The organism is Limosilactobacillus viscerum (assembly GCF_947387525.1).
Taxonomy (GTDB): domain Bacteria; phylum Bacillota; class Bacilli; order Lactobacillales; family Lactobacillaceae; genus Limosilactobacillus; species Limosilactobacillus viscerum.
On sequence record NZ_CANDNW010000005.1, the window covers coordinates 15,552 to 40,431 of the forward strand.

Below are 24,880 nucleotides of genomic sequence, written 5' to 3' on the forward strand. Positions count from 1 at the left end.
CTGCTTTCCCTCAAGGAGATGGAGAACCTCTCCTTTGAGAAGAAATACATGCACTGTGGTGGTTGTGCCAACAACTGTGAATTGACCCTGACTATCTTCAATGATGGGCGGAAGTTCGTTACTGGAAACCGGTGTGAACGTGGTGAAGCACGGGCACTCCGCCTGCATGGCCAACGTCCCCGGAATAACGGAAAAGTTAACCTGGTTGAACGGAAGTATAAGGAACTCTTCAAGTACCGGCCGTTACGGAGCAAGGTTGCTACGCGGGGAACGGTTGGCTTGCCACGGGTCCTAAACATGTATGAAGACTACCCATTATGGGCAACTTTCTTTAAGAAGCTGGGTATCCGGACGATCCTTTCACCAAAGGGAACTAAGAAGCAGTATGAGAAGGGGATGGAAACCATCCCGTCCGATACGGTTTGCTACCCGGCCAAGAACGTTCATGGTCATATCATGGCCTTGATTGAAAACCGGCATGTTGACCGGATCTTCTACCCAGCAATTGTTTACGAATTGCAGGAGAAGAAGGCGGCCAACAACCACTTTAACTGCCCAATTGTCCAGTCATACCCCGAAGTTATCCGGAAGAACGTTGACGAAATCCGTGATGGCAAGGTTGACTTCCGGGACCCATTCCTAAACTTGGCTGACCACAAGTCCACGGCTAAAAACCTATATGAATGCTTCAAGGACCTGGGCGTTACTAAGAAGGAAGCTAAGGATGCCCTGGAAGCTGGTTACCAAGAATTGGATAACTTCCACCAGAAGATCCATAACTGGGGTGAAGATACCCTGATGATGCTCAAACAAAAGGGTGAGCACGGGGTTGTCCTTGCCGGTCGGCCATACCACCTTGACCCAATGATCAACCACGGAATTTCTCAAATGATCACGGCGGCAGGCTTCCATGTTTTGACCGAAGATTCCATTGCCCACCTCGGTGATGTTAAGGGCCTGCGGGTAGTTAACCAGTGGTCCTACCACTCACGGCTGTACGCAGCGGCCCGGATCGCTGCTAAGACGCCCGAACTGGAATTCGTTCAACTGAACTCCTTTGGCTGTGGCCTGGACGCCATTGATACCGACCAAGTTGAAGAAATCATGAACCAATACAACCGCCTGTACACCTGCCTGAAGATTGACGAAGGGGATAACCTCGGTGCCATCCGGATCCGGATTCGGTCACTGAAGGCCGCAATCAAGGAGCGGACGGAAAAGAAGATTCACCCAGAAAAGCTCTTTGATAACCCAACGCCAGTTAAGTTCACCAAGGAAATGAAGAAGGAAAAGTACACCTTGCTTTTGCCAATGCTGTCACCAATCCACCAGCACAACCTGGTTGACGTGGCATTGCAGGCTTCAGGCTACAACGTTGTTAACTTGCCAATCAAGGATCGGCACTCAGTAGACGTCGGTACCCGTTATGTCAACAACGATGCCTGCTACCCAGCGATCATTTCTATCGGTCAGATGGTTGAAGCACTGCAGAGTGGTAAGTATGATTTGAATCACACGGCCGTGATGATGAGTCAGACCGGTGGTGGTTGCCGGGCCACGAACTATGTTCCGTTGATCCGGAAGGCCTTGAAGGATGCCGGCTTCCCACAGGTCCCAGTTGTTTCAATTTCACTGGGGAACCAGGGGGTTGAATCAACACCGGGCTTCACCTTTACCCTGCCACTGATCAAGCGGGCTTCAATTGCCTTCCTGTACGGGGACCTCTTTGAACGCCTGGTTTACCACACCCGGCCATACGAAGTCGAGAAGGGCGCCGTCAATGCCCTGTATGAAGACTGGCTGGACTGGGTTCGGCCAAACGTGGAAAACGGGAGCTTTAAGGAATTTAAGCGGAACATTAATGAAATCGTCCACGACTTTGACACGATCCCACTTCGCAACGTGGTCAAGCCAAAGGTCGGCGTTGTTGGTGAAATCCTGGTTAAGTACTCACCGATTGCCAACAACGATATTGTAGGAACCCTCGAGGCTGAGGGGGCCGAAGCGGTTGTTCCTGATATCGTTGGCTTTATGAACTACTCGCTCTACAACCAGGTTTACCGTCACGAACACCTGGGGGCTAAGAAGAGTTCACAGCTCTTTGCGGCAGTCCTGCTTAAGCTGATCCGGCAGGCTGAAAAGCCGATGGACGAAGCTTTGCGTGCTTCCAAGCACTTTGAAGGAATTACGCCATGGGATGAAGTGGTTAACGGTGCCAAGCCGGTCCTGTCACTTGGTAACATGACTGGTGAAGGTTGGTTCCTGCCAGCTGAAATGGTTGAACTCCTTCGTTCCGGTGTCAACAACATTGTCTGCATGCAGCCGTTCGGATGTTTGCCAAACCATATTGTTGGTAAGGGGATGCTGAAGGAATTGCGTCGTGAATACAAGGGCGCTAACCTGATGCCAATTGACTACGACCCTGGTGCCTCAGTGGTTAACCAGCTTAACCGGATTCGGTTAATGATGGCCACCGCCAAGAAGAATGTTGCTAAGGAAGAAACGGTAACTGAATAATAAAAACAAGGAGATTGAGAAGAAAACAAAATTTCTTCCCAATCTCCTTGTTATTTCTTATCGTCAATCCTTTTCAAATTTCGAATCACCACCGACTTGCCGTCGCGAAAACGTAGTCGTTGCCGCCGCCAGTCAACGTTAACCAGTTGCCCGGTATAGCTTTCATAGTAGCCCGTCTGCCCATCAAAGTAGGTGACGGTGATGGTTGGCCAGGGGCGCTGCTTGGCGAGCTCTTTGATTTGCTTAGTGAGCTTAACCAGTTGGTCATGAGTCAAATATTCTTTGTTCTGGTAACGTTTGGCCGTCTTATCTAGTAATTCCTTGTAGCCAGTTAGGGCGGCGAATGGTGCAAACTGGCCAGCTCGGTCAATTTGGGGCATTGGCAGGTGTGCCCGTGACACATGCCGTGGTGCATCCATGATGTCTTGATAGCGGGAAGTATCATTAAATTGTTTCTTTTCCGCTTCCCATTGTTTTTCATCCATTATGCTCGGTGGCCCCCAATCTCCTTGTTCCGTTTCTTGGCAACCGCACCATCTTTCAGGTCTGCCGCCCGAATAATCGAATTCTTACCAAATTGGTCCTGGAGCTTAAGTACCATTTTTTGTACCCGCTGGTCCTGCTGCCGTTGCCGTTGTGCCCGGCTTTCTTGCTGAAGGTGGCGGTGAGTATTGGTAAAGAGGTCCAACTGCTCGGTATGAGTCATCTGGTCAGCAATTTCCTGTTTGACCAAGTGGTTAGCCGTTACAGTTACCCGCCGAATAAGGAGGTCGGGGTTGACCTTTTGCCGGAACACCTCAAGAAAGAGGTCGATCAGTTCCCGTGGTGACGCAGTTGGCAACTTGGTCGAAAAGCCACCATGATCAGGGTGGGGAACTTCACGACCATAGAAGTCAGTTGTCGTGGCCCCGTGGTAGCCGTGTCCCTGGTGAAGACTTTGGACATCGTAGTTAACTGATAATGAAAATTGGTCAGCCACCAGGTCCCGTTTGACCATTTGCAGGCTCAGCATATCAACCATTTCACGGACCACTAACCGTGCTTCACCGTATTTATATGGCTTAGGCAGGACGATACTGGAATAAATTCCGTGATTGCTTGACCGGTAATTTTTAATGTCTTCCATGGTTGCCGATTCATAACCCCAGGCATGGTCAATGATTAGCTCCGCATTTTTCCCGAACTCACGATAAAGTACCTCCTCGTTTAACGGGTCCGAGAGCTTGCCGAGGGAACACCGGGCAATGTCACCCATCGTTTTTAGCCCAAGCTTTTGCAGGCGTTTAGCGTAACCACGACCAATCCGCCAGAAGTCGGTCAACGGTTCGTGAGCCCAGAGATAGCGGCGGTATTCTTGCTCGTTCATTTGCGCAATCCGTACCCCGTCTTCATCAGCAGGAATCCGCTTGGCAACAATGTCCATGGCGACCTTGGCCAAAAAGAGGTTGGTCCCAATTCCGGCAGTGGCAGTAATCTTAGTCTCTAATTGAATTGTCTGAATAATTTCTTTTGCGAGGGAATGTGCGGAAACGTGGTGTTCTGCCAGGTAATCGGTGACATCCATCAAGACCTCATCAATGGAGTACGGGTGAATCTTTTCCGGCGGCAAATAGCGGAGGTAAATTTCATAAATTTCCGCACTTTTCTGCAGGTAAAAGGCCATCCGTGGTGGAACAATCTTGAAGTCGATCTGGAGACGCGGATTACGCAGGAGTTTTGGCCGGTAAATTGACTTGAACCGGGAAAGACGGTGGTCAGGGGCTTTTTGGGCCCGTTCCCGGTTGAGGCGGCTAACGATTTGCTCGACTTCAAATAGCCGTGGCCGTCCCGGAACACCAAAACGCTTAAGTGCCGGTGAAACAGCTAGGCAGATGGTTTTACTGGTCCGTGATTCGTCAGCGACGACTAAGTTAGTTGTTAGCGGATTAAGGTGGTGGGCCGCACATTCGGCCGAAGCATAAAAGGACTTTAAGTCAATTGCCAAGTAAGTTCGGGGCATTAGCCGGGTCTCCTTTCGTTTAATTCTTCCATTTATTATACGGGGACTACTTGCTAAGAACAAGCGTTTGCTATAACTGGTGAGCAGTGGCTTGCCTTTTGGGGTAAAAATCGCTAAAATATAGGCATTAAGTAGCACGAGTTTAGCGAGGGACGGTTGGTGAAAAGGTCCCCAGGGTGCGAACTGGATTTTACATGATTATCAGATAAAGAGCGGCAAGTTATTTGCAATTTAGGTGGCACCGCGCGCAAGCGTCCTATTAGTCAATTGGCTAGTAGGGCGCTTTTAATTTTAAGGAGGAATTATCATGGCAGAAAATAAACACGTGATTTTAACTGGTGACCGGCCAACTGGTAAGCTGCACATTGGGCACTATGTTGGCTCATTGAAGAACCGGGTGGCATTACAAAACACTGGTAAGTATGATACTTACATCATGATTGCGGACCAGCAGGCACTGACCGATAATGCTCGTGACCCCGAAAAGATCCGTCGTTCACTCCATGAAGTGGCCTTAGACTACCTGGCAGTTGGAATTGACCCTAAGAAGTCAACCATCCTAGTTCAGTCCCAAATTCCGGCTTTGAGCGAACTGACGATGCACTACTTGAACCTGGTAACTGTTTCCCGGCTGAAGCGGAACCCAACCGTTAAGACAGAAATCAAGCAAAAGAAGTTTGGTGAAAGTGTGCCTGCCGGATTCTTCATTTACCCAGTCAGTCAGGCTGCTGACATCACGGCCTTTAAGGCAGATACCGTCCCAGTTGGTGATGACCAGGAACCAATGTTGGAACAAACCCGTGAGATTGTCCGGACCTTCAACCGGATTTACGACCGCGACATCCTGGTTGAACCAGAAGGGGTTTTCCCGCCAAAGGGTGAAGGCCGGATTCCGGGTCTGGATGGTAATGCTAAGATGAGTAAGTCGCTGGGTAATTGCATTTACCTGTCTGATGATGAAGATACCATCCAAAAGAAGGTTATGTCCATGTACACCGACCCAACCCACATCAAGGTTTCTGACCCTGGTCATGTGGAGGGGAACACGGTCTTCACTTACCTGGACATCTTTGATCCCGACAAGGAACACGTAGCTGAACTGAAAGAACAATACCAAGCTGGTGGCCTTGGTGACGTTAAGATTAAGCGCTACTTAAATGATGTCCTTCAGGCAGAATTGAAGCCAATCCGTGAGCGCCGTGAGCAGTATGCTGACAATATGGATTATGTTGACCAAGTACTGAAAGAAGGCTCTGAACGGGCAAATAAGGTTGCTAACCAAACTCTGAAAGAAGTTCGGGATGCAATTGGCATTAACTACTTCGGATAATGACAATCCCAAATTTTAAAAAATTGAATTCATTCGGTCCTACAATTAGCGCATTAGCTAAGGTGTGGGACCTTTTTATTGCTTAAGGCCGGCAATATTTTCTTTCTCGTGAAAAAATTTCTTTGTAACCATTCTTGTTAGTGTTTCACAGGACGGAACATGGTAACATAAAGGGGATAGAGTTTTTTCGAAATAAACATTAAATGTAGCGGAGGTGAAAATAGTGGAAAACCTCGCAATTGTTGACCTCGGCTCGAACTCGGCGCGAATGGCAGTTACCGAAATTGCCCCAGACGGACGCTTTCGTGAAATTAGACGGGTGAAGGAAAATACGCGACTTTCTGAAGGAATGGGCCGCGAAAAGATGCTCCAAGAACCTGCCATTAAGCGAACGATTGAGGCGCTAAAACACTTCAAAAAGATTTACCAGGAAGTGCCAAACGTTAAAGTTCGGGCTATTACCACAGCGGCGGTTCGTCAGGCTCATAACCGGCAGGAGTTTTTAGACCGTGTCCACCGGGAGACTGGAATTAGGTTCCAGGTGCTGTCAGGAAAAAAAGAGGCATATTACGACTACTTAGGGGTTATCCGGACCCTCAAGCTTAACCACTGTTTGATTTTAGATGTTGGTGGTGCAAGTTGCGAACTAGTATTGGTCCAGCAGCGGCGGGCCCGGGACCTGATTTCAATCCCTGTCGGTGCTGTTAACTTATCAGAGCAGTTCCACTTAAACGGGTATGTGCGGTCAGCTGACCTTTTTCGGGCACAGGTAGCAATGAATGACCGGCTAAAGAAAATCCCTTGGATGCGGTACGCAACCCGGGTGCCAATTGTTTTGCTTGGTGGTGCTAACCGAACACTGGCACGGATGGCGTGGTCATACCATCACCGTCACCACCGGCGGTCAATTCACGGCTATCAACTTAGTTCCCGGGCTGTTTATGCTACTTATCGGGAACTGTTAAACCGTAATTTATCCCAGCGGAAAAAGATGCCAGGCCTTGAACCCGAGCGGGCAGATATTATTATCGGGGGGATGTTGCCCCTGGTTAGCTTGCTCCAGCGGAATAGCGATGGCCGGGTGATCTTCTCGGAAAGTGGTGTTCGCGAAGGGATCATTACCGAATATGTAAACCAAAGGAAGCAGAACCATGAGTAATTGGCAACACGGCTTTTATAAATTAAGTACAGAAGAACGGCGGGCGCGGCTTTCGGCAGCCCGCCATTTATCAACCGCTGATCAGCAGTTATTATCAGACGGGTCATCGACGCTTGGCAACCAGTTAGTAGAAAATTATTTAACGGATTACCGGCTACCAGAAGGGGTAGGGTTGAACCTCCTTGTTAATGGTCAAGAGTACCAGGTGCCGATGGCGGTTGAGGAGCCGTCAGTAATTGCAGCGGCCAGTAATGGTGCCCAACGAGTTGCCCGGTCAGGCGGCTTTCAGGCGGCTCGACAAGAACGGGCGTTAGTTGGGCAAGTAGTATTGGTACCGGCTGATGGTGAAACCGATAGTGAACTTGCCTGGCTTCGGGACCACCGCGATGACCTGTTAAGGGTCGCGAATGAAGCTCACCCCTCGATGAAGCGTCGTGGCGGTGGTGCTAAGGACGTTAGGTTCCGCACACCAGGTCATTTTATCAGCGTTGACTTAAGCATTGATGTTTGTCAGGCAATGGGTGCCAACAGTGTTAACACGATGGCCGAGGCAGTTGGTCACTGGCTTACTGACCATGGTTTTAATGTCTTGACGGCAATCTTGAGCAACTACGCCACGGAGAGTCTACAGACGGTAGAATGCCGGGTTGATTTTGTAAACTTGGCAACGGCAAAAATGGCCGGTGAAAAAGTTGCACGGCGGATGGCCCAGCTTAGTGATCTTGCCCAGGTTGACCCGTACCGCGCCGCTACCCATAATAAGGGAATCATGAACGGCATCGACGCGGTGATGGTTGCCAGTGGAAATGACTGGCGGGCAATCGAAGCGGGTGCCCACGCATATGCGGTTAAGGATGGTCAATACCGTGGCCTCAGTACCTGGCAAATTGATGGTGACCAGCTGATTGGTCGCCTGACCCTTCCATTGCCAGTTGGGGTTGTCGGTGGCTCAATTGGCCTAAATCCATTAACGAAGGCTAATTACCGGATCAGTGGGATTGAAACGGCAGAAGAATTAGCTGCTGTCACTGCTAGTGTTGGCTTGGCCCAAAACTTAGCGGCAGTCCGGGCGCTTGCTAGTTCAGGAATTCAGGCGGGACATATGAAGCTCCAGTACCGATCCTTGGCAGTTAGTGTCGGTGCAACGGCGGATGAAGTCCCCCAAGTAACGAAGAAATTAGCAAAACTCGACCATGTTGACCGGTCAGTTGCAAAACAGGTACTTAGCGAAATAAGAAAGGATTAGTTGCATGAGTGAAGAAAAAATTGAATTGAATGCGGCCAACCAGGAATTATTAAAACAAGTTAATGACCTTTACCCCGAGGGAACGGTCTTTGTTCAGTTCCACGGTGAAAAGTCTGGTTACGTCCGTCATGATCAAGCAACGCAAAAGACGCTTCCCGGTGGCCTCTTTATTATTGTCACTGACTTAACGGCACCAAATTACACGGCCTCTCACGAATTGTTGCACCTCTTGATGCTTCTTCGGGGATTCCCACAGATCTTCTTCCAGCTTTCACTCGGTGATAAGCAGCTGGATGAACAGATGATGATTATGTCAACGGACCTGTATAACGTTGCCATGCACCGGGTAGTGGTTGCTGAACAACGGAAACACAACTTGATTGATGACCAGGTTGAAGAAGAGTACTTAAAGGGAATCGAACATACGCTAACGCCAGAGGGTGGCAAGGATGATGAAGAGAAGACTCTTCGCCTGCTAACCCTGCTTGATGCCCTGGTATTTTATGGGGACCACATTGATAAGTACGAAGACCGCCTTAAGGGAAATTACCCTGAGGCGCTCGCGGCAGCCAAGAAGATTTATGATGAGATTGTGGCTAAGCCGATCAAATCCCCATTTGATATGCGGCGGTCAATTATTAAGGTTTACTCCTTATTTGACCAGCAAATGCAGGAGTGGGGTCTCCCGGCTCTGCACAATAATGAATACACGACTCTTTCACCGGTCTTGAGTGAACGGCAGCTCCGGTTAAGCCTGCGTCAGGTCTTTGAAATTTACCACTCCGATATGAAAGAGCGGGGAACAACCAAGCGGGCTTATGTTGGCATTCGGCGGAGTGATGGTCAAAATTCATTTACAATGCCGGCACCAAATCCGGAAACGCCGGAAGAATTTAAGAAATTGTATGCACAACCAGTGAAGGAATTTCTTGAAAAGCACAGTATCCCTTATATCGTAAGGAAGTGATCTGATGGATACAAACATTCAAGCAGCATTTGATGATGCAAAACACATTGTCTTCTTAACGGGGGCTGGTGTTTCAACCGCTTCAGGGATTCCAGACTTCCGGTCAGCAAATGGCCTCTATACCCAGAACCGGAACGCGGAATACTATTTGAGCCACCGTTATTTTGCTAGTGACCCAGAAGGCTTCTATGAGTTTTGTAAGAAGAACCTCTATTTCCCTGACGCCAAGCCAAATGTAATTCACGAAAAGCAGGCGGCACTGACACAGCAGGATCGGGCAACAGTGATTACGCAAAACATTGATAACCTGTATGAAGAAGCCGGGACTAAGCACCTAGTTGACTTTCACGGGAACCTGTACAATGTTTACTGTGAAAAATGTGGGAAATCGGTACCGGTTGAAGAATATCTGGAAAGCCGGATTCACAAATTAGATGGTGGCCCATTGCGGCCGGACATCGTATTGTATGATGAAGGGATTAAGCAGCAAAATATTGTTGATGCGGTCAAGGCATTGCAGAATGCGGACCTGGTTGTAATTGTGGGGACATCAATGAAGGTTTACCCATTTGCGGGCCTGCTGGAATACCGGAACCCGAATGCCAAAGTAATTGCGATTAACCGGCAGAAATTAAACTTCTCGTTTGATTTTGAAATGGTTCAAGAAGACGCAACGAAATTCTTTGATGAGTTGAAGGTATAAAACAAGTTGGAGCTGTAGCACACTAATATTTGAAACTAAAAACAAGGTGTTGTAACAAAGTTGAGCTTTGTCACAACACCTTGTTTTTACTTAGCCATCAAGTGATCATGCTTATCTTTTATCTTCTTTAATTCGCAATCATAGTCGCAAGCGGCACACTTGCCGCCAGTCTTTACTTTCCTAAAGGTACGGAAAATGATGAAAACTGCAAGGGCGATAATCGCAGCGACGAGCAAAACATTAACTAATACTTGCATTATGCAGACCTCCTAAAAGAGTAGTGAACCAACCTGAAAAACAATAAATGACGTAACATAGGCAATTGCTAAGCTCATTACTACGGAAAATAGCATCCACTTCGTAGAACCAGTCTCCTGCTTAATCGTTGCAAGGGTAGCAAAACATGGAATGTATAGCAGGACAAAGATCATCATGGAGTAGGCTGCTACCGGCGTCATAAATTGGCTCAGTGCTGCAATGAGGACAGCCTTATTACTGGTGTGAAACATTACCATCATGCTGGAAGTGATGACTTCCTTAGCAAGAACGCCAGTGAAGAGCGCGCTGATAGCTTGCCACTCGGCGATCCCAATTGGCTTAAAGAATGGGACAAGGGCGTGACCAAGGACGGCTGCAAAACTCTTCGTGGAATCAGTAACGAACCCGCTAGGACCAAAGCTAGAGAGCAACCAAATCAAGACGGTACCGGCAAAAATGATGGTACCGGCTTTTTTGATGAACCCTTTTCCCTTATCCCAGGTACCATGCCAAATGATATCAAGACGGGGCAAGTGGTACTCGGGAAGTTCAATGATGAAAACTGACCGTTCCTTGACGTGAAAAAGCAGTTGGTAGAACTTAGCAACCAGGAGGGCAACGAAGATCCCCAAAAAGTAAATTGAGAGGACTATCAGCGCCTGGTGCTTCGGGAAAAAGGCGGCTACAACCAGCCCGTAAATTGGTAGCCGGGCCGAACAACTCATGAATGGCATAATCAGCGTTGTTACTAGTCGTTCCTTTGGCTGCTCAATTGTCCGTGCTGCCATGATTCCGGTGACGTTACAACCAAAACCAATGATTAACGGAATAAATGACTTACCGTTGAGCCCGATTAATTGCATTAGCCGGTCAGTAACCAGTGCGGCCCGGGCCATGTAGCCGGAATCCTCTAGCAGCGAGATGCAGGCAAATAGGGTAAAAATTTGGGGGATGAAGGCAAGCACTCCACCGACTCCCGCAATAATACCGTTAACGACAAGTGACCTTAGCGGCGCCATGGCACCTACCTGAATGAGAAAGTGGTTAACCGTGTTTGAAACCGGCACCGATAAGAACCAGTCTAGTAGGTTTGACAGTGGTGTCCCAACCCATTCAAAGGAAATCTTAAACATTAGGTAGAAGATTCCAGCGAAGATCGGTAGACCCAGAATGGGGTTGGTAACGACTTTATCAATTTTACTAGTGACTTCCGGCTGGCCACCACTAGTGACGCTTTGCCTTGCATCAGCAAGAAGCTTTTCGATGAAGTCAAGCCGGTTTTCGTAAATTTGGTCGGCAAACTTTTGCGCATCATAGTATGGCGCCTGACTAAGTAAGGGGGTCAGCCCCTTAGCAGATGCATATTCGCGGACTGCTTTACTTTGGTTGATGAATTCAATTGTCAGCCAGCGGGCCGTCGTCGCGTCATAATCAAAATCATTTTGTAGTGCTTCAGTAGCCTGGCGGATTGCTTGTTGCAACATTCCGGAGTAATCAAGCTGGAGCGGTTGGCTACTAATGTTTTGGTAGTTAAGAATCTGCTGACGAAGAGCGTTGATTCCCTTGTGTCCACGGGCGTTAGTAGTAGCAACCTGGCAGCCAAGGCGGTGACTGATTAAGTCAAGGTCGTATGACTGACCGCTCCGCCGCAAATCGTCGATCATATTAAGAATCAGGATCACCGGTAGGCCCCGTTCCAACACTTCAATCGTTAATAGCAGGTTCCGCTTTAATTGGCTAGCGTTGGTAATGTTTAGAATAAGGTCAGGGCGGTTCGTTAGCAGGTAGTTAGTAACGACCGCTTCATCTTTGGTGAGGGGGTTAAGCGAATAAGCACCGGGGAGGTCGACAATCTGGATATCAGAATTTTTAAGGGTACCGACCTTTTTTTCGACCGTTACCCCGGTCCAGTTACCCACAAATGCATACTTATCCGTCAGGGAGTTGAAAAGGGTGGTCTTCCCAGTATTGGGATTACCAATTAGTGCAACATTTGCCATTAAGCTTCAACTCCCGTTAGTGCCGCAAAGTCACGGTAGCGAATACCGATCCGCTGGTGGTTATTTTCAATAATTACCGGACCGTGGAAGGGGTAGCGCTGGATGACCTTGATTGGGCAGCCCTCGCATAGCCCCATATTGTGTAGCCGGCTAGCAGTTGGTTTATTAAGACAGTTAAATGAATTTAGCGTGTATTGCTGGTTAATCATCGTATCACCCTCACGACCAATTATTCCAAAAATATATAAAATCAACGTTTTTACAGTAATATTATACTCCGCTGAAACCGCTTAAAAAATAATTAAACGAAAAGTTTTCTTTCGAAATCATTCGGTATATAATGAAAACGTATTACATCTTGTAGTATTTACTTTTGGAATATTTTGGAATATTAAATTTAAGGGGATGCTTTGCAAATGGCCACACTTGAAGTGCGTGATTTACATGTTTCAGTAAAAGATGAAGAAAGCAAAAAGGAAAAGGAGATCTTAAAAGGGGTCAACTTAAAGATGAAGACGGGTGAAATCCACGCCATCATGGGACCAAACGGGACGGGTAAGTCCACCCTCTCCCAAACAATCATGGGGCAACCGGGCTACAAGGTAACCCAGGGTGACATCCTCTTAAATGGTGAAAGCATCATTAATATGCCGGTTGACGAACGGGCACGGAAGGGACTCTTCCTTGCAATGCAGTACCCAGCTGAAATTCAAGGGGTAACTAATGCTGAATTCCTCCGGGCAGCTATCAATGCACGGCGGCCGGAAGATGACCAAATTTCCGTCATGGACTTTATTAAGAAATTGGATAAAAACCTCTCGCTTCTGGACATGAGCCAAAAGATGACGGAGCGGTACCTTAACGAGGGCTTTTCTGGTGGTGAAAAGAAGCGGAATGAAATCCTCCAGTTACTGATGATTGAACCAACCTTCGCTATCCTTGACGAAATTGACTCTGGTTTGGATATTGATGCCCTGAAGGTTGTTTCCAAGGGAGTTAACTCAATGCGTGGTGACAACTTCGGTTCACTGATCATTACTCACTACCAACGGTTGCTTAACTACATCGTTCCCGACACGGTTCACGTAATGATGGACGGCCGGATTGTTAAGACTGGTGGCCCAGACTTGGCTAAGAAGCTTGAAGATGAAGGTTACGCTGGCTTACGTGATGAATTAGGACTCGACATCAAACTAGTTGACGATGAGGACTAGGGGGTGCTGAAATGACTAATTTAGCAGAAGAAAAGGAACAACTGACTGCTGCCAGCCAGCAAAATAACGAGCCGGCTAGCTTGCTGGAGAAGCGGCTTGCGGCCTGGGAGTTAATGACTAAGCTCCGTTTGCCACGGATGCAACGGTTTACGTACTATGACTGGCCATTAATTGCTAAGCAACCTCTGAACTGGGTAAAGTCAGATACCGATCTTGAAGAAATGAAGCCAGACGATGAAGTAATCCGGGTAACGCAGGTCGGCCAGACAACGGTAAAAGTTCATGTGCCGGATAAGCTAAAGGCGGCTGGTGTCATCTTAACTGATATCTTCACTGCGGCGCGGGAACATACGGACCTTTTTGACCGTTACTTTATGACGGCCATTAAGGCGGATGAAAACTTGCTGACGGCTTACCATGCTGCCTATCTCAATGCTGGACTATTCCTGTACGTGCCTAAAGATGTGGTCATTGAAAAGCCGATTGAGGCGGAACTGGTTCAGGATAATACCCAAAGTGAACCACTGATTTCACACATCCTGGTTATTGCCGACCGGGGGAGCAAGGTGAAGTTTATCCAACACCTGACTACTGTTGGGGACCACGAAAATCCAGCCAACATGATGATTGAGTTGATTGCCCGGGATAACAGTGAAATTGACTTCTCTTCACTGGATGAAATGGGCGAAAAGACGCATACCTACTTTAAGCGTCGTGCTGATATTGGTCGAGACGCCCACGTTGAATGGGCAGTTGGCCTGATGAATGATGGCGATACGGTTGGTGACATGGACTCTGAACTGTTAGGCGAGGGTGGTTATGCTAACTCAAAGATGATTGCCGTTACTACCAAGAACCAAGAGGTCGGTGTTAACAACCGGGTTACCAACCATGGCAAGCACACTACCGGTTTGATCAACCAACGTGGTGTTATCCTTGAAAATTCGGAATTGATCTTTAACGGGATTGGCCAAATTATTCATGGTGCCCATGGTTCAAAGGCTGACCAGCAAAACCGGGTTCTGATTATGTCGGATAAGGCACGTGGTGACGCTAACCCAATCCTTTTAATTGATGAAAATGATGTTGAGGCCGGGCATGCGGCTAGTGTTGGCCCGGTTGACCCCCACCAGATGTATTACCTGATGAGTCGTGGTATTCCGCGCAAGCAAGCCGAACGGATGGTTATTCGTGGCTTCTTGGGCGCCGTCTTAAGTGCTATTCCGGCTGCCGATGTTCGGAATAAGCTCGTGGATATTCTAGAAAGGAAGCTTACTGATGGCCAACAATATCAATGATCTAACCGCTGACTTTCCGGTACTAGACCAACAAGTAAATGGGGAACGACTTGCCTACCTTGACAATGCGGCAACTGCTCAAAAGCCAAAGCAGGTGGTCGACACCCTGGTGCACTTCTATGAACATGACAACGCCAACGTTCACCGTGGCGTTCACACCTTGGCAGAACGGGCAACGGCAGAATACGAAGAGGCCCGTAAGAAGGTTCAACACTTCATTAATGCAGCGGATAATAAGGAAATAATCTTTACGAAGGGCTGTACTGACGGCCTAAACCTGGTTGCTTCTACCTATGGTGAGCAAAACATCCATGAGGGGGATGAAATAGTTATCTCAATCATGGAGCACCACAGCAACCTGATTCCATGGCAACAGCTAGCAATTAAGAAGCATGCGGTACTGAAGTACATTGAATTGACTCCAGAAGGTACCCTCGACATGGACGATGCAAAGAAGAAAATCACTGATAAGACAAAAATTGTCGCAGTAGCCCATGCTAGCAACGTTTTAGGGGTAGTTAACCCAATTAAAGAACTGGCAAAGTTAGCTCATGAACACGGGGCCGTCTTTGTGGGGGATGGTGCGCAGTCGGTTCCACACATGCCAGTCGATGTCCAGGACCTCGATGTTGACTTTTATGCTTTTTCCGGCCACAAGATGATGGGCCCAACAGGAATTGGTGTCCTGTATGGAAAAGCTGATCTTTTGCGGCAAATGCCACCATACCAATACGGTGGTGAAATGATTAGCTCTGTTCACCGCGACCGGACAGAATTTGCTGACATTCCATTTAAATTTGAGGCCGGCACCCAAAGTATTGCTGGTGCAATTGCCTTGGGAACCGCGGTTGACTACCTGGAAAAGGTGGGAATGGAAAACGTTGTTGCAAAGGAACAAGAACTGGTTGATTACGTGCTTCCCAAACTAGAGGCTCTTCCATACGTGACGGTTTATGGGCCACAAGATCCCAAGAAGCACACCGGTGTGATTGCGTTTAATATGGATAACCTTCACCCACATGACGTAGCAACTGCCCTTGATGCTGAAGGGGTTGCGGTTCGGGCTGGTCACCACTGTGCACAGCCACTGATGGAGGCACTGGGGGTCAGTGCAACGTCCCGGGCCAGTTTTTACTTCTACAACACAAAAGAAGATGCAGATCAATTAATTAAGGCCATCAAGGCCACAAAGGAGTTCTTTAACGGTGGGACTATCTAAGTTAAACGGCTTATACCGGGAAGTGATCCTGGATCACGCTAACCACCCGCACAATAAACATGATATTCCAGATGCGACGAGCAAGATGACGGTGCACAACCCAACGTGTGGTGACACCATTAATGTGTCCGTTGATGTGGAGGATAACCGAATTAAAAATATTGGTTATACCGGTTCTGGTTGCACGATTAGTCAAGCTTCTGCCAGCATGATGACGGAAGCGGTTAAAGGGAAGACGGTTGATGAAGCACTTAACATGGCCAAGACCTTCTCTGACATGGCAATTGGCAAACAGCATCCACAAGAAGATTTGGATCAATTAGGTGACGCCCAGATCTTGACTAGTATTATGGAATTCCCGGCCCGGATTAAGTGCGCCACTATTTCCTGGTGGGCGCTGCAACGGGCTTTGCTGAAGAAAGACGATGAGGAGGAAGAGCAATGAGTGAGGATGCAGCAAGCATCGTAAAAGGCGATGACAATTACGAATATGGCTTCCATGATGATGTGAAGCCAGTTTACTCGACAGGTCGGGGCCTAACTGAAGAAGTTGTCCGGAAGATTTCCGCCGAAAAGCATGAGCCAAAGTGGATGCTCGATTACCGGCTGAAGGCTTATCATATCTACAAAAAGCTACCAATGCCTAAGTTTGGACCGGACTTGTCCGAATTGGACTTGGAAAACATGCTGTACTACCAGAAAATGACTGACAAGAAGTTCCGGGACTGGAAAGATGTCCCAGAAGACCTGAAGCGGACTTTTGATCGTTTAGGGGTACCAGAAGCGGAACGGAAGTACTTGGCCGGTTCGTCTGCCCAGTACGAGTCCGAAGTTGTTTACCACAACATGAAAAATGAATTTGCAAAGTTGGGTATTATCTTTACTGATACTGATTCAGCCCTCCGTGAATATCCAGACCTCTTTAAGAAGTGGTTTGGCAAGCTAGTTCACCCAACAGACAACAAGTTTGCGGCACTGAATGCTGCTGTTTGGTCTGGTGGTTCCTTTATTTACGTGCCAAAGGGTGTTAAGACCAAGACGCCAATCCAGTCTTACTTCCGGCTGAATGCCGAAAACACTGGTCAATTTGAACGGACTCTGATCATTGTTGATGAGGGTGCCAGCGTGGACTACGTTGAAGGCTGTACTGCACCAAACTACTCCTCTGATAGTTTGCACGCGGCGGTGGTTGAAGTTAACGTCTGCAAGGATGCATACTGCCGGTACACGACGATTCAGAACTGGTCGGACAATGTTTACAGTCTGGAAACCAAGCGGGCGGCTGCCGCCGAAAACGCCACGATGGAGTGGGTTGACGGTAACCTCGGCTCAAAAGTCACAATGAAGTACCCAAGCGTTTACCTAAATGGTGAAGGCGCACGGGGAACAATGCTTTCAATTGCGGTTGCTAGCAACGGCATTCACCAGGACTCTGGTGCCCGGATGATTCACAATGCTAAGAACACGTCGAGTTCAATTGTTTCTAAGTCAATTGCTAAGACGGGTGGCTCAACTGACTACCGGGGAACCGTTCGCTTTACCAAGAAGGCGGATGGCTCCAAGGCCCACGTTGAATGTGACACGATTATTATGGATGATCAGTCCTCGTCTGATACGATCCCGTACAACGAAATTGATAATGCTCACGTTGCAATGGAACACGAAGCGAAGGTATCAAAGATTTCTGAAGAGCAGCTCTACTACTTGATGAGTCGTGGTATTTCAGAAGCTAAGGCTACTGAAATGATTATCATGGGCTTCGTGGAACCATTTACTAAGCAGCTTCCAATGGAGTATGCGGTTGAATTGAACCGGTTAATTAGCTTCGAAATGGAAGGCTCAATTGGTTAAAAGGAGACACTAACATGGCAGATGAAGAAAAGAAAGAATATTCACCAACCGAAAACGCCGTAATGACCGCTCTGGAAAAGGTTATTGACCCGGAATTGGGAATTGACCTTGTTAACCTGGGCCTGATTTACGATGTCCAGGTTGATGAGGATACTGGCCAATGTCTGATTACAATGACGTTGACCACGATGGGGTGCCCGCTCGGTGACCTGTTAAATGCTGCGATTACCGATGCCGCAACCTCTGTTGATGGTGTTAAGACATGCAAAATTAACTTAGTTTGGGAGCCTGCGTGGGGAATCGATAAGATGAGTCGGTTCGCAAAGATTGCACTCGGTCTCCATGGCTAAAGAGGCGGATGGTAATGGATATCCAAAAATTTGTCCAACGGCGCAAGCAAAAGGGCATTTCACAGGTGAAATTGTGTGATGGTATCTGTACGCAGTCAACGTTGAGTAAGCTAGAAAATAAGGGCCAGGTTCCATCAGTTCGGATCTTAAACCAGCTATGTCAGCGCCTTGATATGACAATCAGCGATCTCAGTAAGAGTGAGCGACCAGCTAAACAGGTTCGCTTGACCGTTTTGGACCGGGTTGAGCAGCAATTGATGGCGGAACAATTTCCGGCCGCAATTAAGTTGCTAGCAACCGTCAATGTTGATGACCTAATTAGTAAGAAAATGCGGATGCAGTACTACTATCTCAAAGGAATGATTGATACTTTGACTAGTAACCAAACTGCAACCACCATGTTTAACTTTACCCAAATTCTGGATAAATTAGATGAAGAGCACCAGACTGTTTTTTCAAAGCTCGCTTACCTAGGCTGTGGAATCTTGTATGCACGTCGGGACCACCTTGGCAATGCCGAATTTTTCTTTACCAAGGTTATCAACTATTTGGACCGGGCAAGAGCCAGGGCAAAGTCAACGATCACCCTGGCGGACATCCAGTACGGGCGGATTATCATGATGCGCTATTATGTTGCTGAGTATCAGGCGTTACGCAAACGGTTAGCCGATAGTGATGCGTCGTTGGGTGAGGTGAAAAAGCTTTGTGCAGCCCGGTACCTAACCTTATTTATGCCCCGAGTAAAGTTGCTTGAGGCAAATAATGCCATTAGTTCAGGAGAACCATCAGAAAAGATAAGCCAACTGCTGTCAGAGGCATTAGTTTTTGCTCGTTTTAATAAAAATAGTGTGGTTGAATTGCAGGCAGCAGCCCTTAAAAAACAGTTTAGTGAATTAGCTTAGAACTTTATCTAATATTTTTAGACGAAGAAAACGCATAACAGTAGTATTTCGGACCTTTTTTGACATTTTGGCCACCATTTATTTAGGAAAAAGCGCTTACAATTTATCGCCATATGGTGTAATATATAGTCGTAGGCTAATTAAATGAATTCATTGTACAGCCCAGTTACATTTCATATAGAGATGTTTCACAAGTATCTAGTTTAGTTGCTTATTAGTTTTAACAAGCCAAGGAGGCTACATTATGGCTACTGAAACAAAAGTAGATCCTATTACCCAGGAAGACATTAAGGACGCTTGGTCTGGCTTCAAAGGTGAACGTTGGAAGAACGAAATTAACATTCGTGAATTCATCCAAGACAACTTCACCCAATACAACGGTGACCAATCATTCCTGGAAGGCCCAACAGACGCAACCACTAAGCTGAACGACAAGCTTATGGACATTAAGCTGAAGGAACGTAAGCATGGTGGCCCACTTGATGCAGATACCAAGACCGTATCAACTATTACATCAAGCAAGCCAGGTTACCTTGACAAGTCATTGGAAAAGATTGTTGGTTTACAAACTGACAAGCCAATGAAGGTTGCTTTAATGCCATTTGGTGGTATTCGGATGGCTAAGGAAGCCCTTGAAGAAAATGGCTTCAAGATTGACCCAGAAACTGACTACGTTTTCGAAAAACTTTCAAAGACTCACAATCAAGGTGTCTTTGACGCATACACTGACGAAATTCGTCGTGCACGTCACAACAAGGTTATTACTGGTCTGCCAGACGCATATGCTCGTGGCCGGATCATTGCCGACTTCCCACGTGTTGCCCTTTACGGTATCGACCGTCTAATTGCCGACAAGAAGAACGACCTTGAAAACTATGGTGACCGTGAAATGACTGATGAAGTCATTCAAATGCGTGAACACCTTTCAGATCAAATTCGTGCTTTGAACGACATCAAGACTATGGCTGCATCATACGGCTACGACATTTCAAAGCCAGCTACTAACGCTCATGATGCTATTCAATGGTTATACTTCGGTTACCTTGCTGCTATCAAGCAACAAAACGGTGCCGCTATGTCAATCGGTCGTATCGATACATTCATCGATATTTACATCAACCGTGACCTTGAAAACGGTGTTCTGACTGAAAAGGAAGCTCAAGAATTAATTGACCAATTCACTATGAAGCTGCGGATGGTATGCTTCATGCGGACTAACACCTACAACCAACTGTTCTCTGGTAACCCAATTTGGGCAACCCTGTCACTCGGTGGTATGGGATTGGACGGCCGTCACCACATTACCAAGACTGCTTACCGGTTCCTGAACACCCTGCACAACATGGGTCCAGCTCCAGAACCAAATATCACCCTGTTATGGAGTGATCGTCTCCCAGAAAACTGGAAGAAGTACGCTGCTAGTGTATCTGTTGAAAGTTCAACCATCCAATACGAAAACGATGATTTGATGGTTAAGACTTGGGGTACTGACTACTACGGCATTGCTTGCTGTGTATCTGCACAACCAATTGCTACTGGTTCTCAATACTTCGGTGCTCGTGCTAACTTGGCTAAGGCTGTTCTTTACGCTATCAACGGTGGTCGTGATGAACGGACTGGTCAACAAGTTGGTCCTGCATACAAGCCAATCACTTCTGACTACATTGACTACGATGAATTTATGTCCAAGTTCAAGGACATGATGAACTGGCTTGCTGATGTTTACGTAAACTCACTGAACATCATTCACTACATGCACGACAAGTACTACTACGAATCAGCACAAATGGCTCTGAAGAACACTGATCTGGAATACAGTTTCGCTACTGGTATTGCCGGTCTGTCACACGCTGCAGACTCCATTTCCGCTATCAAGTACGGTCATGTTAAGATCATTCGGAATGAAGAAGGTCTTGCTGTCGACTTCAAGGCTGACAAGGACTTCCCACGTTACGGTAACAACGATGACCGTGTAGACAGTATTGCTGTATGGCTTGTAAAGCAACTCTACACTGACATGAAGCGTCACCACCTTTACGGCGGTGCAAGATCTCGTCTTACTACTTCTGTTCTTACTATTACTTCAAACGTTGTTTACGGTAAGAACACTGGTACTACTCCTGATGGACGTAAGGGCGGTCAACCATTCGCACCAGGTGCTAACCCATCATACGGTGCCGATGAAAACGGTGCTTTAGCTTCACTTCTTTCAGTTGCTAAGTTACCATACCAATACGCAACCGATGGTATTTCCAACACGTTCCACTTGACTCCACAGTCAATTGGTCATGACATGCCAGCTAAGGTTGACACTCTTGTTCACATGATTGATGGTTACATGGACAACATGGGTCACCACTTGAACATCAATGTTATCAACCGTGACACTCTGATCGATGCACAAAAGCACCCAGAAAACTACCCATCACTTACTATCCGGGTATCTGGTTACTGTGTATACTTCGCAGACTTGACCAAGGAACAACAAGACGATGTTATTGCAAGAACTTACCACACACGGATGTAATTATTAACTACTCCGGTGTGAGTATAGAAGATTAATTTGTTAGGAAGCAGGTGGCAGGATGAGTAAACTATTACCAGGAGTCCCAACGACAGAGGACGGCCAAATTCAAGGTTTTGTTCACTCAACAGACAGTTTTGGGGCTGTTGATGGACCCGGAATTCGGTTCGTTGTGTTCGTGCAGGGATGTAACATGAGATGCAAGTATTGCCAAAACCCCGACACATGGAAGATTGGTGTTGGCGAAAAGAGAACCGCAAAGGAAATTATTGATGAGGCTCTGCCTTACCGGAGTTTCTGGGGCGATCAAGGAGGAATTACTTGCTCTGGTGGTGAAATCCTCCTGCAGATTGACTTTGTGATCGATTTATTTAGACAATGTAAAGAGTTAGGTATCAGTACGTGCTTGGATACTTGTGGACATCCATTTACTCGAGAAGAACCTTGGTTTAGCAAGTTTAATGAATTAATGGACCTTACTGATATCCTGCTGGTCGACATTAAACATATCGATCCAGTGGAACACAAAAAACTTACTGGTTGGTCAAATAAGAATATCTTGGATATGTGCCAGTATCTCTCAGATATAGGTAAACCAGTCTGGATTCGTCACGCATTGGTTCCAGGAATCACTGACAATGATGAGTACTTAAAGCAATTGAGCGATTACGTAAAGAAGAACTTACGTAACGTTGAGAAGTTTGAAGTTCTGCCTTATCATACACTTGGGGTTCCTAAGTATCACAAGCTTGGTATTCCATACCGTCTTGAAGGGGTGGAAACACCTACTGAAGACCGGGTTGAGAATGCTAACAAGCTTCTGCATACTGCAGATTACCAAGGATACCAAACTTGGCGTCCAGGTATGAGTACGTTGAATCACCCTGTTTCATAATCTTGTGTTCTAGCAATATACTCATCAAAAACCGTCACGGCGATAGAACCGTGGCGGTTTTTTAGTTGGGTTCATTATTGATTGCTACTGGATGGCTTATACCAGCATGAGGCAGCTGTGATTGCTCTCAGTGAATGGCTAGTGGAGAGGCAAACGAGTGGCTAGGCGCGGTGAGAGGCGCTGTAACGCGTGAAAAATAGCAATAAAATGATGGATGATCAACCAGACTTACCGGGCATCGTGTGCGATGAAAGTGGGTTATCAATGGTACACAATTGCTGCTTATTAGCTATTTAAGGTCGTATATGACGATGTTAAGTTAGGCTTAAACTACTTGGCCAGCAAGAGAATAAATCACTTGTTGACGGCTGCTGGTGGCGGATGATGGACAAATTATTGCTAACATGCTTAATAACTGGTGGGTGTTAATTATTATTAAATTAACGTGTCAGATATATTTTATTATTAGTACATTATTGGCTGGAAGCGCTTTACTATCAACGATTACAGTTATATAATTAAATTGTGAATAGTTTTGCAAATATTATTTGCAGTTATAACTATTTATATAGTTAGATGTTTTGGCAAGAAAAGGGGTATGAGGCATGTCTGATAAGAAGATTTTTGCATTCAGTATTCGTAAGGATGAAGAACCATACGTAAAAGAATGGTCTGAAAAGCACCCAGATGTTGATGTCGAATACACGGATGAACTGTTGACTCCTGAAACAGCTTCAAAGGCAAAGGGAGCTGATGGGGTTGTTGTTTACCAACAACTTGATTACAAGGCTGACACTCTGCAAGCTCTAGCTGACCTGGGCATTACTAAGATGTCCTTACGTAATGTTGGTGTTGATAACATCGACATGGACAAAGCTAAGGAGCTTGGCTTCCAAATTACTAACGTTCCTGTTTACTCACCAGATGCAATTGCTGAACATGCTGCCATCCAAACTGCACGGATTCTCCGTCAGACGAAGGTAATGGATGACAAAGTAGCAAAGGGTGATCTTCGGTGGGCACCAACAATTGGTCGTGAAGTTCGGGACCAAGTTGTTGGTGTTGTTGGTACAGGTCACATTGGCCGGGTTTACATGCAAATTATGGAAGGCTTCGGCGCTAAGGTTATTGCTTATGACCCATTTGAAAACGCTGAATTGAAGAAGCAAGGCTACTATGTAGACTCTGTTGATGACCTTTACAAGCAGGCTGACGTTATCTCACTCCACGTTCCAGCAATGAAGGAAAACATCCACATGATCAACGACAAGACAATTGCTGAAATGAAGGACAATGTTGTTCTGGTTAACTGCTCACGGGGTGCTTTGGTTGACACAGATGCTGTTATTAAGGGTCTTGACAGTGGCAAGATCTTTGGCTTCGTCATGGATACTTACGAAGACGAAGTTGGGATTTTCAACGCAGACTGGCGTGATAAGAAGTTCCCTGACGACCGTCTTTGGGACTTAATTCACCGTTCAAACGTTCTCGTTACCCCTCACACCGCCTTCTACACTACACACGCGGTTCGCAACATGGTTGTTAAAGCCTTTGATAACAACAATGAATTAATCAATGGCGAAGAAGCTGACACACCTGTTAAGGTTGGCTAACATAATTAAGTGAATGATTGATTAAAACCTCATAGTCGGTGGGAGTACCAACTATGGGGTTTTGTAGTAAATTACTGCTCAAAAAATTAAAATTAAATTAGAAAAATGAGGTATTTTCCTTTACTTCTATCGTTAATCGTTGTATATTACAACAATAATAAAAGGAGGGACTTTTAGATGAGATATGATCTAGATTACTATTCAGTTGACCACATTCGTGACCAATTAGAAACACTTAGTGAAAAGCATGACTCAATTAAGGAAAACATCAGTGGTCGTCGAATCAAAGAAGTCTTCGACCTTTTCAATGAACATTATCACCAGCAGATCGAGGAAATTGATAAATCAATGAAGGATCAACTGCTACAAGGGGTTGACCTTACTCGTATCCGCTTAGAGAGCCGCTTCCTTAGCTACATTTACAAGGCTAACAACAAGTACTTAAAGAATACTAAACGGCGGGTAGAAGAGATCTACGACTATGATCAGTTGAACATTACCGGTGATTTCATTGAATCATATGATGAAATGGCTGAACAAATCATTGATGAGACCTTTACACAGCTTCAAAATATGACCGAAACGATTGATCGGGCACACCGAGTGATTCTAAATCAAGAAAAAATTGACCTTGAAGTTCTGCCAGAGCTTTAATCAGAAAAAGGGCCCACGGGTAGGGAATGGCTTTATTCCTTGCCTGTGAGCCCTTTGTTGTGGTTTTTAAAGCCTCATGGGGAAATATATAACGGCGGTACTAAAAGCGAAATCGGCCTTGCTGTGCCTTCTGGCAATCTGCTGTCAGATCTTCTTTATTTACACCATTAACGACAAATAA

Annotated in this window: 22 protein-coding genes; 17 read left to right on the forward strand and 5 right to left on the reverse strand. The window is 46.5% G+C overall.

All coding sequences use genetic code 11. The features are described 5' to 3' along the window. Window positions 1-48 precede the first annotated feature (48 nt). Entirely contained in the window at window positions 49-2,517 is a 2,469-nt protein-coding gene (locus QOS07_RS09595; protein ID WP_408613263.1) for an acyl-CoA dehydratase activase-related protein, read from the forward strand. A gap of 50 nt (window positions 2,518-2,567) precedes the next feature. Here QOS07_RS09595 and QOS07_RS02525 read toward each other — a convergent pair whose 3' ends face one another. Beyond that, window positions 2,568-3,002 (reverse strand): hypothetical protein, encoded by a 435-nt coding sequence (locus tag QOS07_RS02525; protein WP_283587435.1) that lies wholly within the window; start codon window positions 3,000-3,002, stop codon window positions 2,568-2,570. After that, window positions 3,002-4,516 carry a Y-family DNA polymerase gene (locus tag QOS07_RS02530; protein WP_283587436.1) on the reverse strand — a complete coding sequence of 505 codons (1,515 nt, stop codon included), beginning with the start codon at window positions 4,514-4,516 and terminating at the stop codon, window positions 3,002-3,004. The genes QOS07_RS02525 and QOS07_RS02530 overlap by 1 nt, the downstream gene beginning before the upstream one ends. Before the next feature lie 307 nt (window positions 4,517-4,823). Here QOS07_RS02530 and trpS point away from each other — a divergent pair, with 307 nt between their 5' ends. The 5 genes from trpS (at window position 4,824) to QOS07_RS02555 (ending at window position 9,921) form a co-directional block, all read left to right on the forward strand. Beyond that, complete coding sequence (trpS, locus tag QOS07_RS02535; RefSeq protein WP_283587437.1) at window positions 4,824-5,846, forward strand: tryptophan--tRNA ligase; 1,023 nt, start codon at window positions 4,824-4,826, stop codon at window positions 5,844-5,846. Between the two features lie 223 nt (window positions 5,847-6,069). Then, window positions 6,070-7,005, forward strand: a complete 936-nt coding sequence (locus tag QOS07_RS02540; protein WP_283587438.1) for a Ppx/GppA family phosphatase — start codon at window positions 6,070-6,072, stop codon at window positions 7,003-7,005. Beyond that, complete coding sequence (locus QOS07_RS02545) at window positions 6,998-8,251, forward strand: hydroxymethylglutaryl-CoA reductase, degradative (protein WP_283587439.1); 1,254 nt, start codon at window positions 6,998-7,000, stop codon at window positions 8,249-8,251. The genes QOS07_RS02540 and QOS07_RS02545 overlap by 8 nt, the downstream gene beginning before the upstream one ends. A gap of 4 nt (window positions 8,252-8,255) precedes the next feature. After that, complete coding sequence (locus tag QOS07_RS02550) at window positions 8,256-9,218, forward strand: IpaB/EvcA family protein (protein ID WP_283587440.1); 963 nt, start codon at window positions 8,256-8,258, stop codon at window positions 9,216-9,218. 4 nt (window positions 9,219-9,222) lie between these two features. Continuing rightward, a complete protein-coding gene (locus QOS07_RS02555; protein WP_283587441.1) occupies window positions 9,223-9,921 on the forward strand; it encodes an NAD-dependent protein deacylase in 699 nt (232 codons plus the stop codon). 86 nt (window positions 9,922-10,007) lie between these two features. Here the strand turns inward: QOS07_RS02555 and QOS07_RS02560 are convergent, their stop codons facing one another. Genes QOS07_RS02560 through QOS07_RS02570 form a run of 3 tightly spaced genes read right to left on the reverse strand, consistent with a single transcriptional unit; the run spans window position 10,008 to window position 12,388 of the window. Then, window positions 10,008-10,178, reverse strand: coding sequence for a FeoB-associated Cys-rich membrane protein (locus tag QOS07_RS02560; RefSeq protein ID WP_283587442.1), 171 nt, complete (start codon window positions 10,176-10,178; stop codon window positions 10,008-10,010). Window positions 10,179-10,190: 12 nt separating this feature from the next. Continuing rightward, the gene (feoB, locus tag QOS07_RS02565; protein ID WP_283587443.1) at window positions 10,191-12,179 is read right to left on the reverse strand and encodes a ferrous iron transport protein B; all 1,989 of its coding nucleotides are present in this window, start codon (window positions 12,177-12,179) and stop codon (window positions 10,191-10,193) included. Further along, window positions 12,179-12,388, reverse strand: coding sequence for a FeoA family protein (locus tag QOS07_RS02570; protein WP_283587444.1), 210 nt, complete (start codon window positions 12,386-12,388; stop codon window positions 12,179-12,181). The genes feoB and QOS07_RS02570 overlap by 1 nt, the downstream gene beginning before the upstream one ends. Window positions 12,389-12,595: 207 nt before the next feature. Between QOS07_RS02570 and sufC the strand changes: the two genes are divergently transcribed. From sufC to QOS07_RS02625, 11 genes are all read left to right on the forward strand, one after another. Next, entirely contained in the window at window positions 12,596-13,393 is a 798-nt protein-coding gene (gene sufC / locus QOS07_RS02575; RefSeq protein WP_283587445.1) for a Fe-S cluster assembly ATPase SufC, read from the forward strand. A gap of 11 nt (window positions 13,394-13,404) precedes the next feature. Next, entirely contained in the window at window positions 13,405-14,691 is a 1,287-nt protein-coding gene (gene sufD / locus QOS07_RS02580; protein WP_283587446.1) for a Fe-S cluster assembly protein SufD, read from the forward strand. Further along, window positions 14,672-15,910 (forward strand): cysteine desulfurase, encoded by a 1,239-nt coding sequence (locus QOS07_RS02585; RefSeq protein WP_283587447.1) that lies wholly within the window; start codon window positions 14,672-14,674, stop codon window positions 15,908-15,910. The genes sufD and QOS07_RS02585 overlap by 20 nt, the downstream gene beginning before the upstream one ends. Continuing rightward, window positions 15,897-16,355 carry a Fe-S cluster assembly sulfur transfer protein SufU gene (gene sufU, locus QOS07_RS02590; protein ID WP_283587448.1) on the forward strand — a complete coding sequence of 153 codons (459 nt, stop codon included), beginning with the start codon at window positions 15,897-15,899 and terminating at the stop codon, window positions 16,353-16,355. The genes QOS07_RS02585 and sufU overlap by 14 nt, the downstream gene beginning before the upstream one ends. Then, on the forward strand, window positions 16,352-17,761 hold the full coding sequence (gene sufB / locus QOS07_RS02595) for a Fe-S cluster assembly protein SufB (RefSeq protein WP_283587449.1): 1,410 nt from the start codon (window positions 16,352-16,354) through the stop codon (window positions 17,759-17,761). Before sufU ends, sufB begins: the two co-directional genes overlap by 4 nt. A 14-nt stretch (window positions 17,762-17,775) precedes the next feature. Then, on the forward strand, window positions 17,776-18,111 hold the full coding sequence (locus tag QOS07_RS02600) for a metal-sulfur cluster assembly factor (RefSeq protein ID WP_283587450.1): 336 nt from the start codon (window positions 17,776-17,778) through the stop codon (window positions 18,109-18,111). A 14-nt stretch (window positions 18,112-18,125) separates the two neighbouring features. Further along, a complete protein-coding gene (locus QOS07_RS02605; protein WP_283587451.1) occupies window positions 18,126-19,013 on the forward strand; it encodes a helix-turn-helix domain-containing protein in 888 nt (295 codons plus the stop codon). Between the two features lie 244 nt (window positions 19,014-19,257). Further along, window positions 19,258-21,540: a formate C-acetyltransferase gene (gene pflB, locus QOS07_RS02610; protein WP_283587452.1), complete on the forward strand. Its 2,283-nt coding sequence runs from the start codon at window positions 19,258-19,260 to the stop codon at window positions 21,538-21,540. A gap of 58 nt (window positions 21,541-21,598) precedes the next feature. Further along, window positions 21,599-22,432 carry a pyruvate formate-lyase-activating protein gene (pflA, locus tag QOS07_RS02615; protein ID WP_283587453.1) on the forward strand — a complete coding sequence of 278 codons (834 nt, stop codon included), beginning with the start codon at window positions 21,599-21,601 and terminating at the stop codon, window positions 22,430-22,432. 605 nt (window positions 22,433-23,037) lie between these two features. After that, window positions 23,038-24,045, forward strand: a complete 1,008-nt coding sequence (locus QOS07_RS02620) for a D-2-hydroxyacid dehydrogenase (RefSeq protein WP_283587454.1) — start codon at window positions 23,038-23,040, stop codon at window positions 24,043-24,045. A gap of 177 nt (window positions 24,046-24,222) precedes the next feature. Beyond that, the gene (locus QOS07_RS02625; protein ID WP_283587455.1) at window positions 24,223-24,699 is read left to right on the forward strand and encodes a hypothetical protein; all 477 of its coding nucleotides are present in this window, start codon (window positions 24,223-24,225) and stop codon (window positions 24,697-24,699) included. Window positions 24,700-24,880 lie beyond the last annotated feature (181 nt).

Bases quoted from the DNA above. Each gene is read 5' to 3' on its own strand.
- QOS07_RS02555 (WP_283587441.1), top strand. From the start codon at position 9,223: ATGGATACAAACATTCAAGCAGCATTTGATGATGCAAAACACATTGTC.
- QOS07_RS09595 (WP_408613263.1), top strand. From the start codon at position 49: ATGCACTGTGGTGGTTGTGCCAACAACTGTGAATTGACCCTGACTATC.
- QOS07_RS02530 (WP_283587436.1), bottom strand. From the start codon at position 4,516: ATGCCCCGAACTTACTTGGCAATTGACTTAAAGTCCTTTTATGCTTCG.
- QOS07_RS02600 (WP_283587450.1), top strand. From the start codon at position 17,776: ATGGCAGATGAAGAAAAGAAAGAATATTCACCAACCGAAAACGCCGTA.
- QOS07_RS02545 (WP_283587439.1), top strand. From the start codon at position 6,998: ATGAGTAATTGGCAACACGGCTTTTATAAATTAAGTACAGAAGAACGG.
- QOS07_RS02550 (WP_283587440.1), top strand. From the start codon at position 8,256: ATGAGTGAAGAAAAAATTGAATTGAATGCGGCCAACCAGGAATTATTA.
- QOS07_RS02560 (WP_283587442.1), bottom strand. From the start codon at position 10,178: ATGCAAGTATTAGTTAATGTTTTGCTCGTCGCTGCGATTATCGCCCTT.
- pflA (WP_283587453.1), top strand. From the start codon at position 21,599: ATGAGTAAACTATTACCAGGAGTCCCAACGACAGAGGACGGCCAAATT.
- pflB (WP_283587452.1), top strand. From the start codon at position 19,258: ATGGCTACTGAAACAAAAGTAGATCCTATTACCCAGGAAGACATTAAG.
- QOS07_RS02605 (WP_283587451.1), top strand. From the start codon at position 18,126: ATGGATATCCAAAAATTTGTCCAACGGCGCAAGCAAAAGGGCATTTCA.
- sufD (WP_283587446.1), top strand. From the start codon at position 13,405: ATGACTAATTTAGCAGAAGAAAAGGAACAACTGACTGCTGCCAGCCAG.
- feoB (WP_283587443.1), bottom strand. From the start codon at position 12,179: ATGGCAAATGTTGCACTAATTGGTAATCCCAATACTGGGAAGACCACC.
- QOS07_RS02620 (WP_283587454.1), top strand. From the start codon at position 23,038: ATGTCTGATAAGAAGATTTTTGCATTCAGTATTCGTAAGGATGAAGAA.
- QOS07_RS02625 (WP_283587455.1), top strand. From the start codon at position 24,223: ATGAGATATGATCTAGATTACTATTCAGTTGACCACATTCGTGACCAA.
- sufC (WP_283587445.1), top strand. From the start codon at position 12,596: ATGGCCACACTTGAAGTGCGTGATTTACATGTTTCAGTAAAAGATGAA.
- QOS07_RS02570 (WP_283587444.1), bottom strand. From the start codon at position 12,388: ATGATTAACCAGCAATACACGCTAAATTCATTTAACTGTCTTAATAAA.
- QOS07_RS02585 (WP_283587447.1), top strand. From the start codon at position 14,672: ATGGCCAACAATATCAATGATCTAACCGCTGACTTTCCGGTACTAGAC.
- sufB (WP_283587449.1), top strand. From the start codon at position 16,352: ATGAGTGAGGATGCAGCAAGCATCGTAAAAGGCGATGACAATTACGAA.
- QOS07_RS02525 (WP_283587435.1), bottom strand. From the start codon at position 3,002: ATGGATGAAAAACAATGGGAAGCGGAAAAGAAACAATTTAATGATACT.
- trpS (WP_283587437.1), top strand. From the start codon at position 4,824: ATGGCAGAAAATAAACACGTGATTTTAACTGGTGACCGGCCAACTGGT.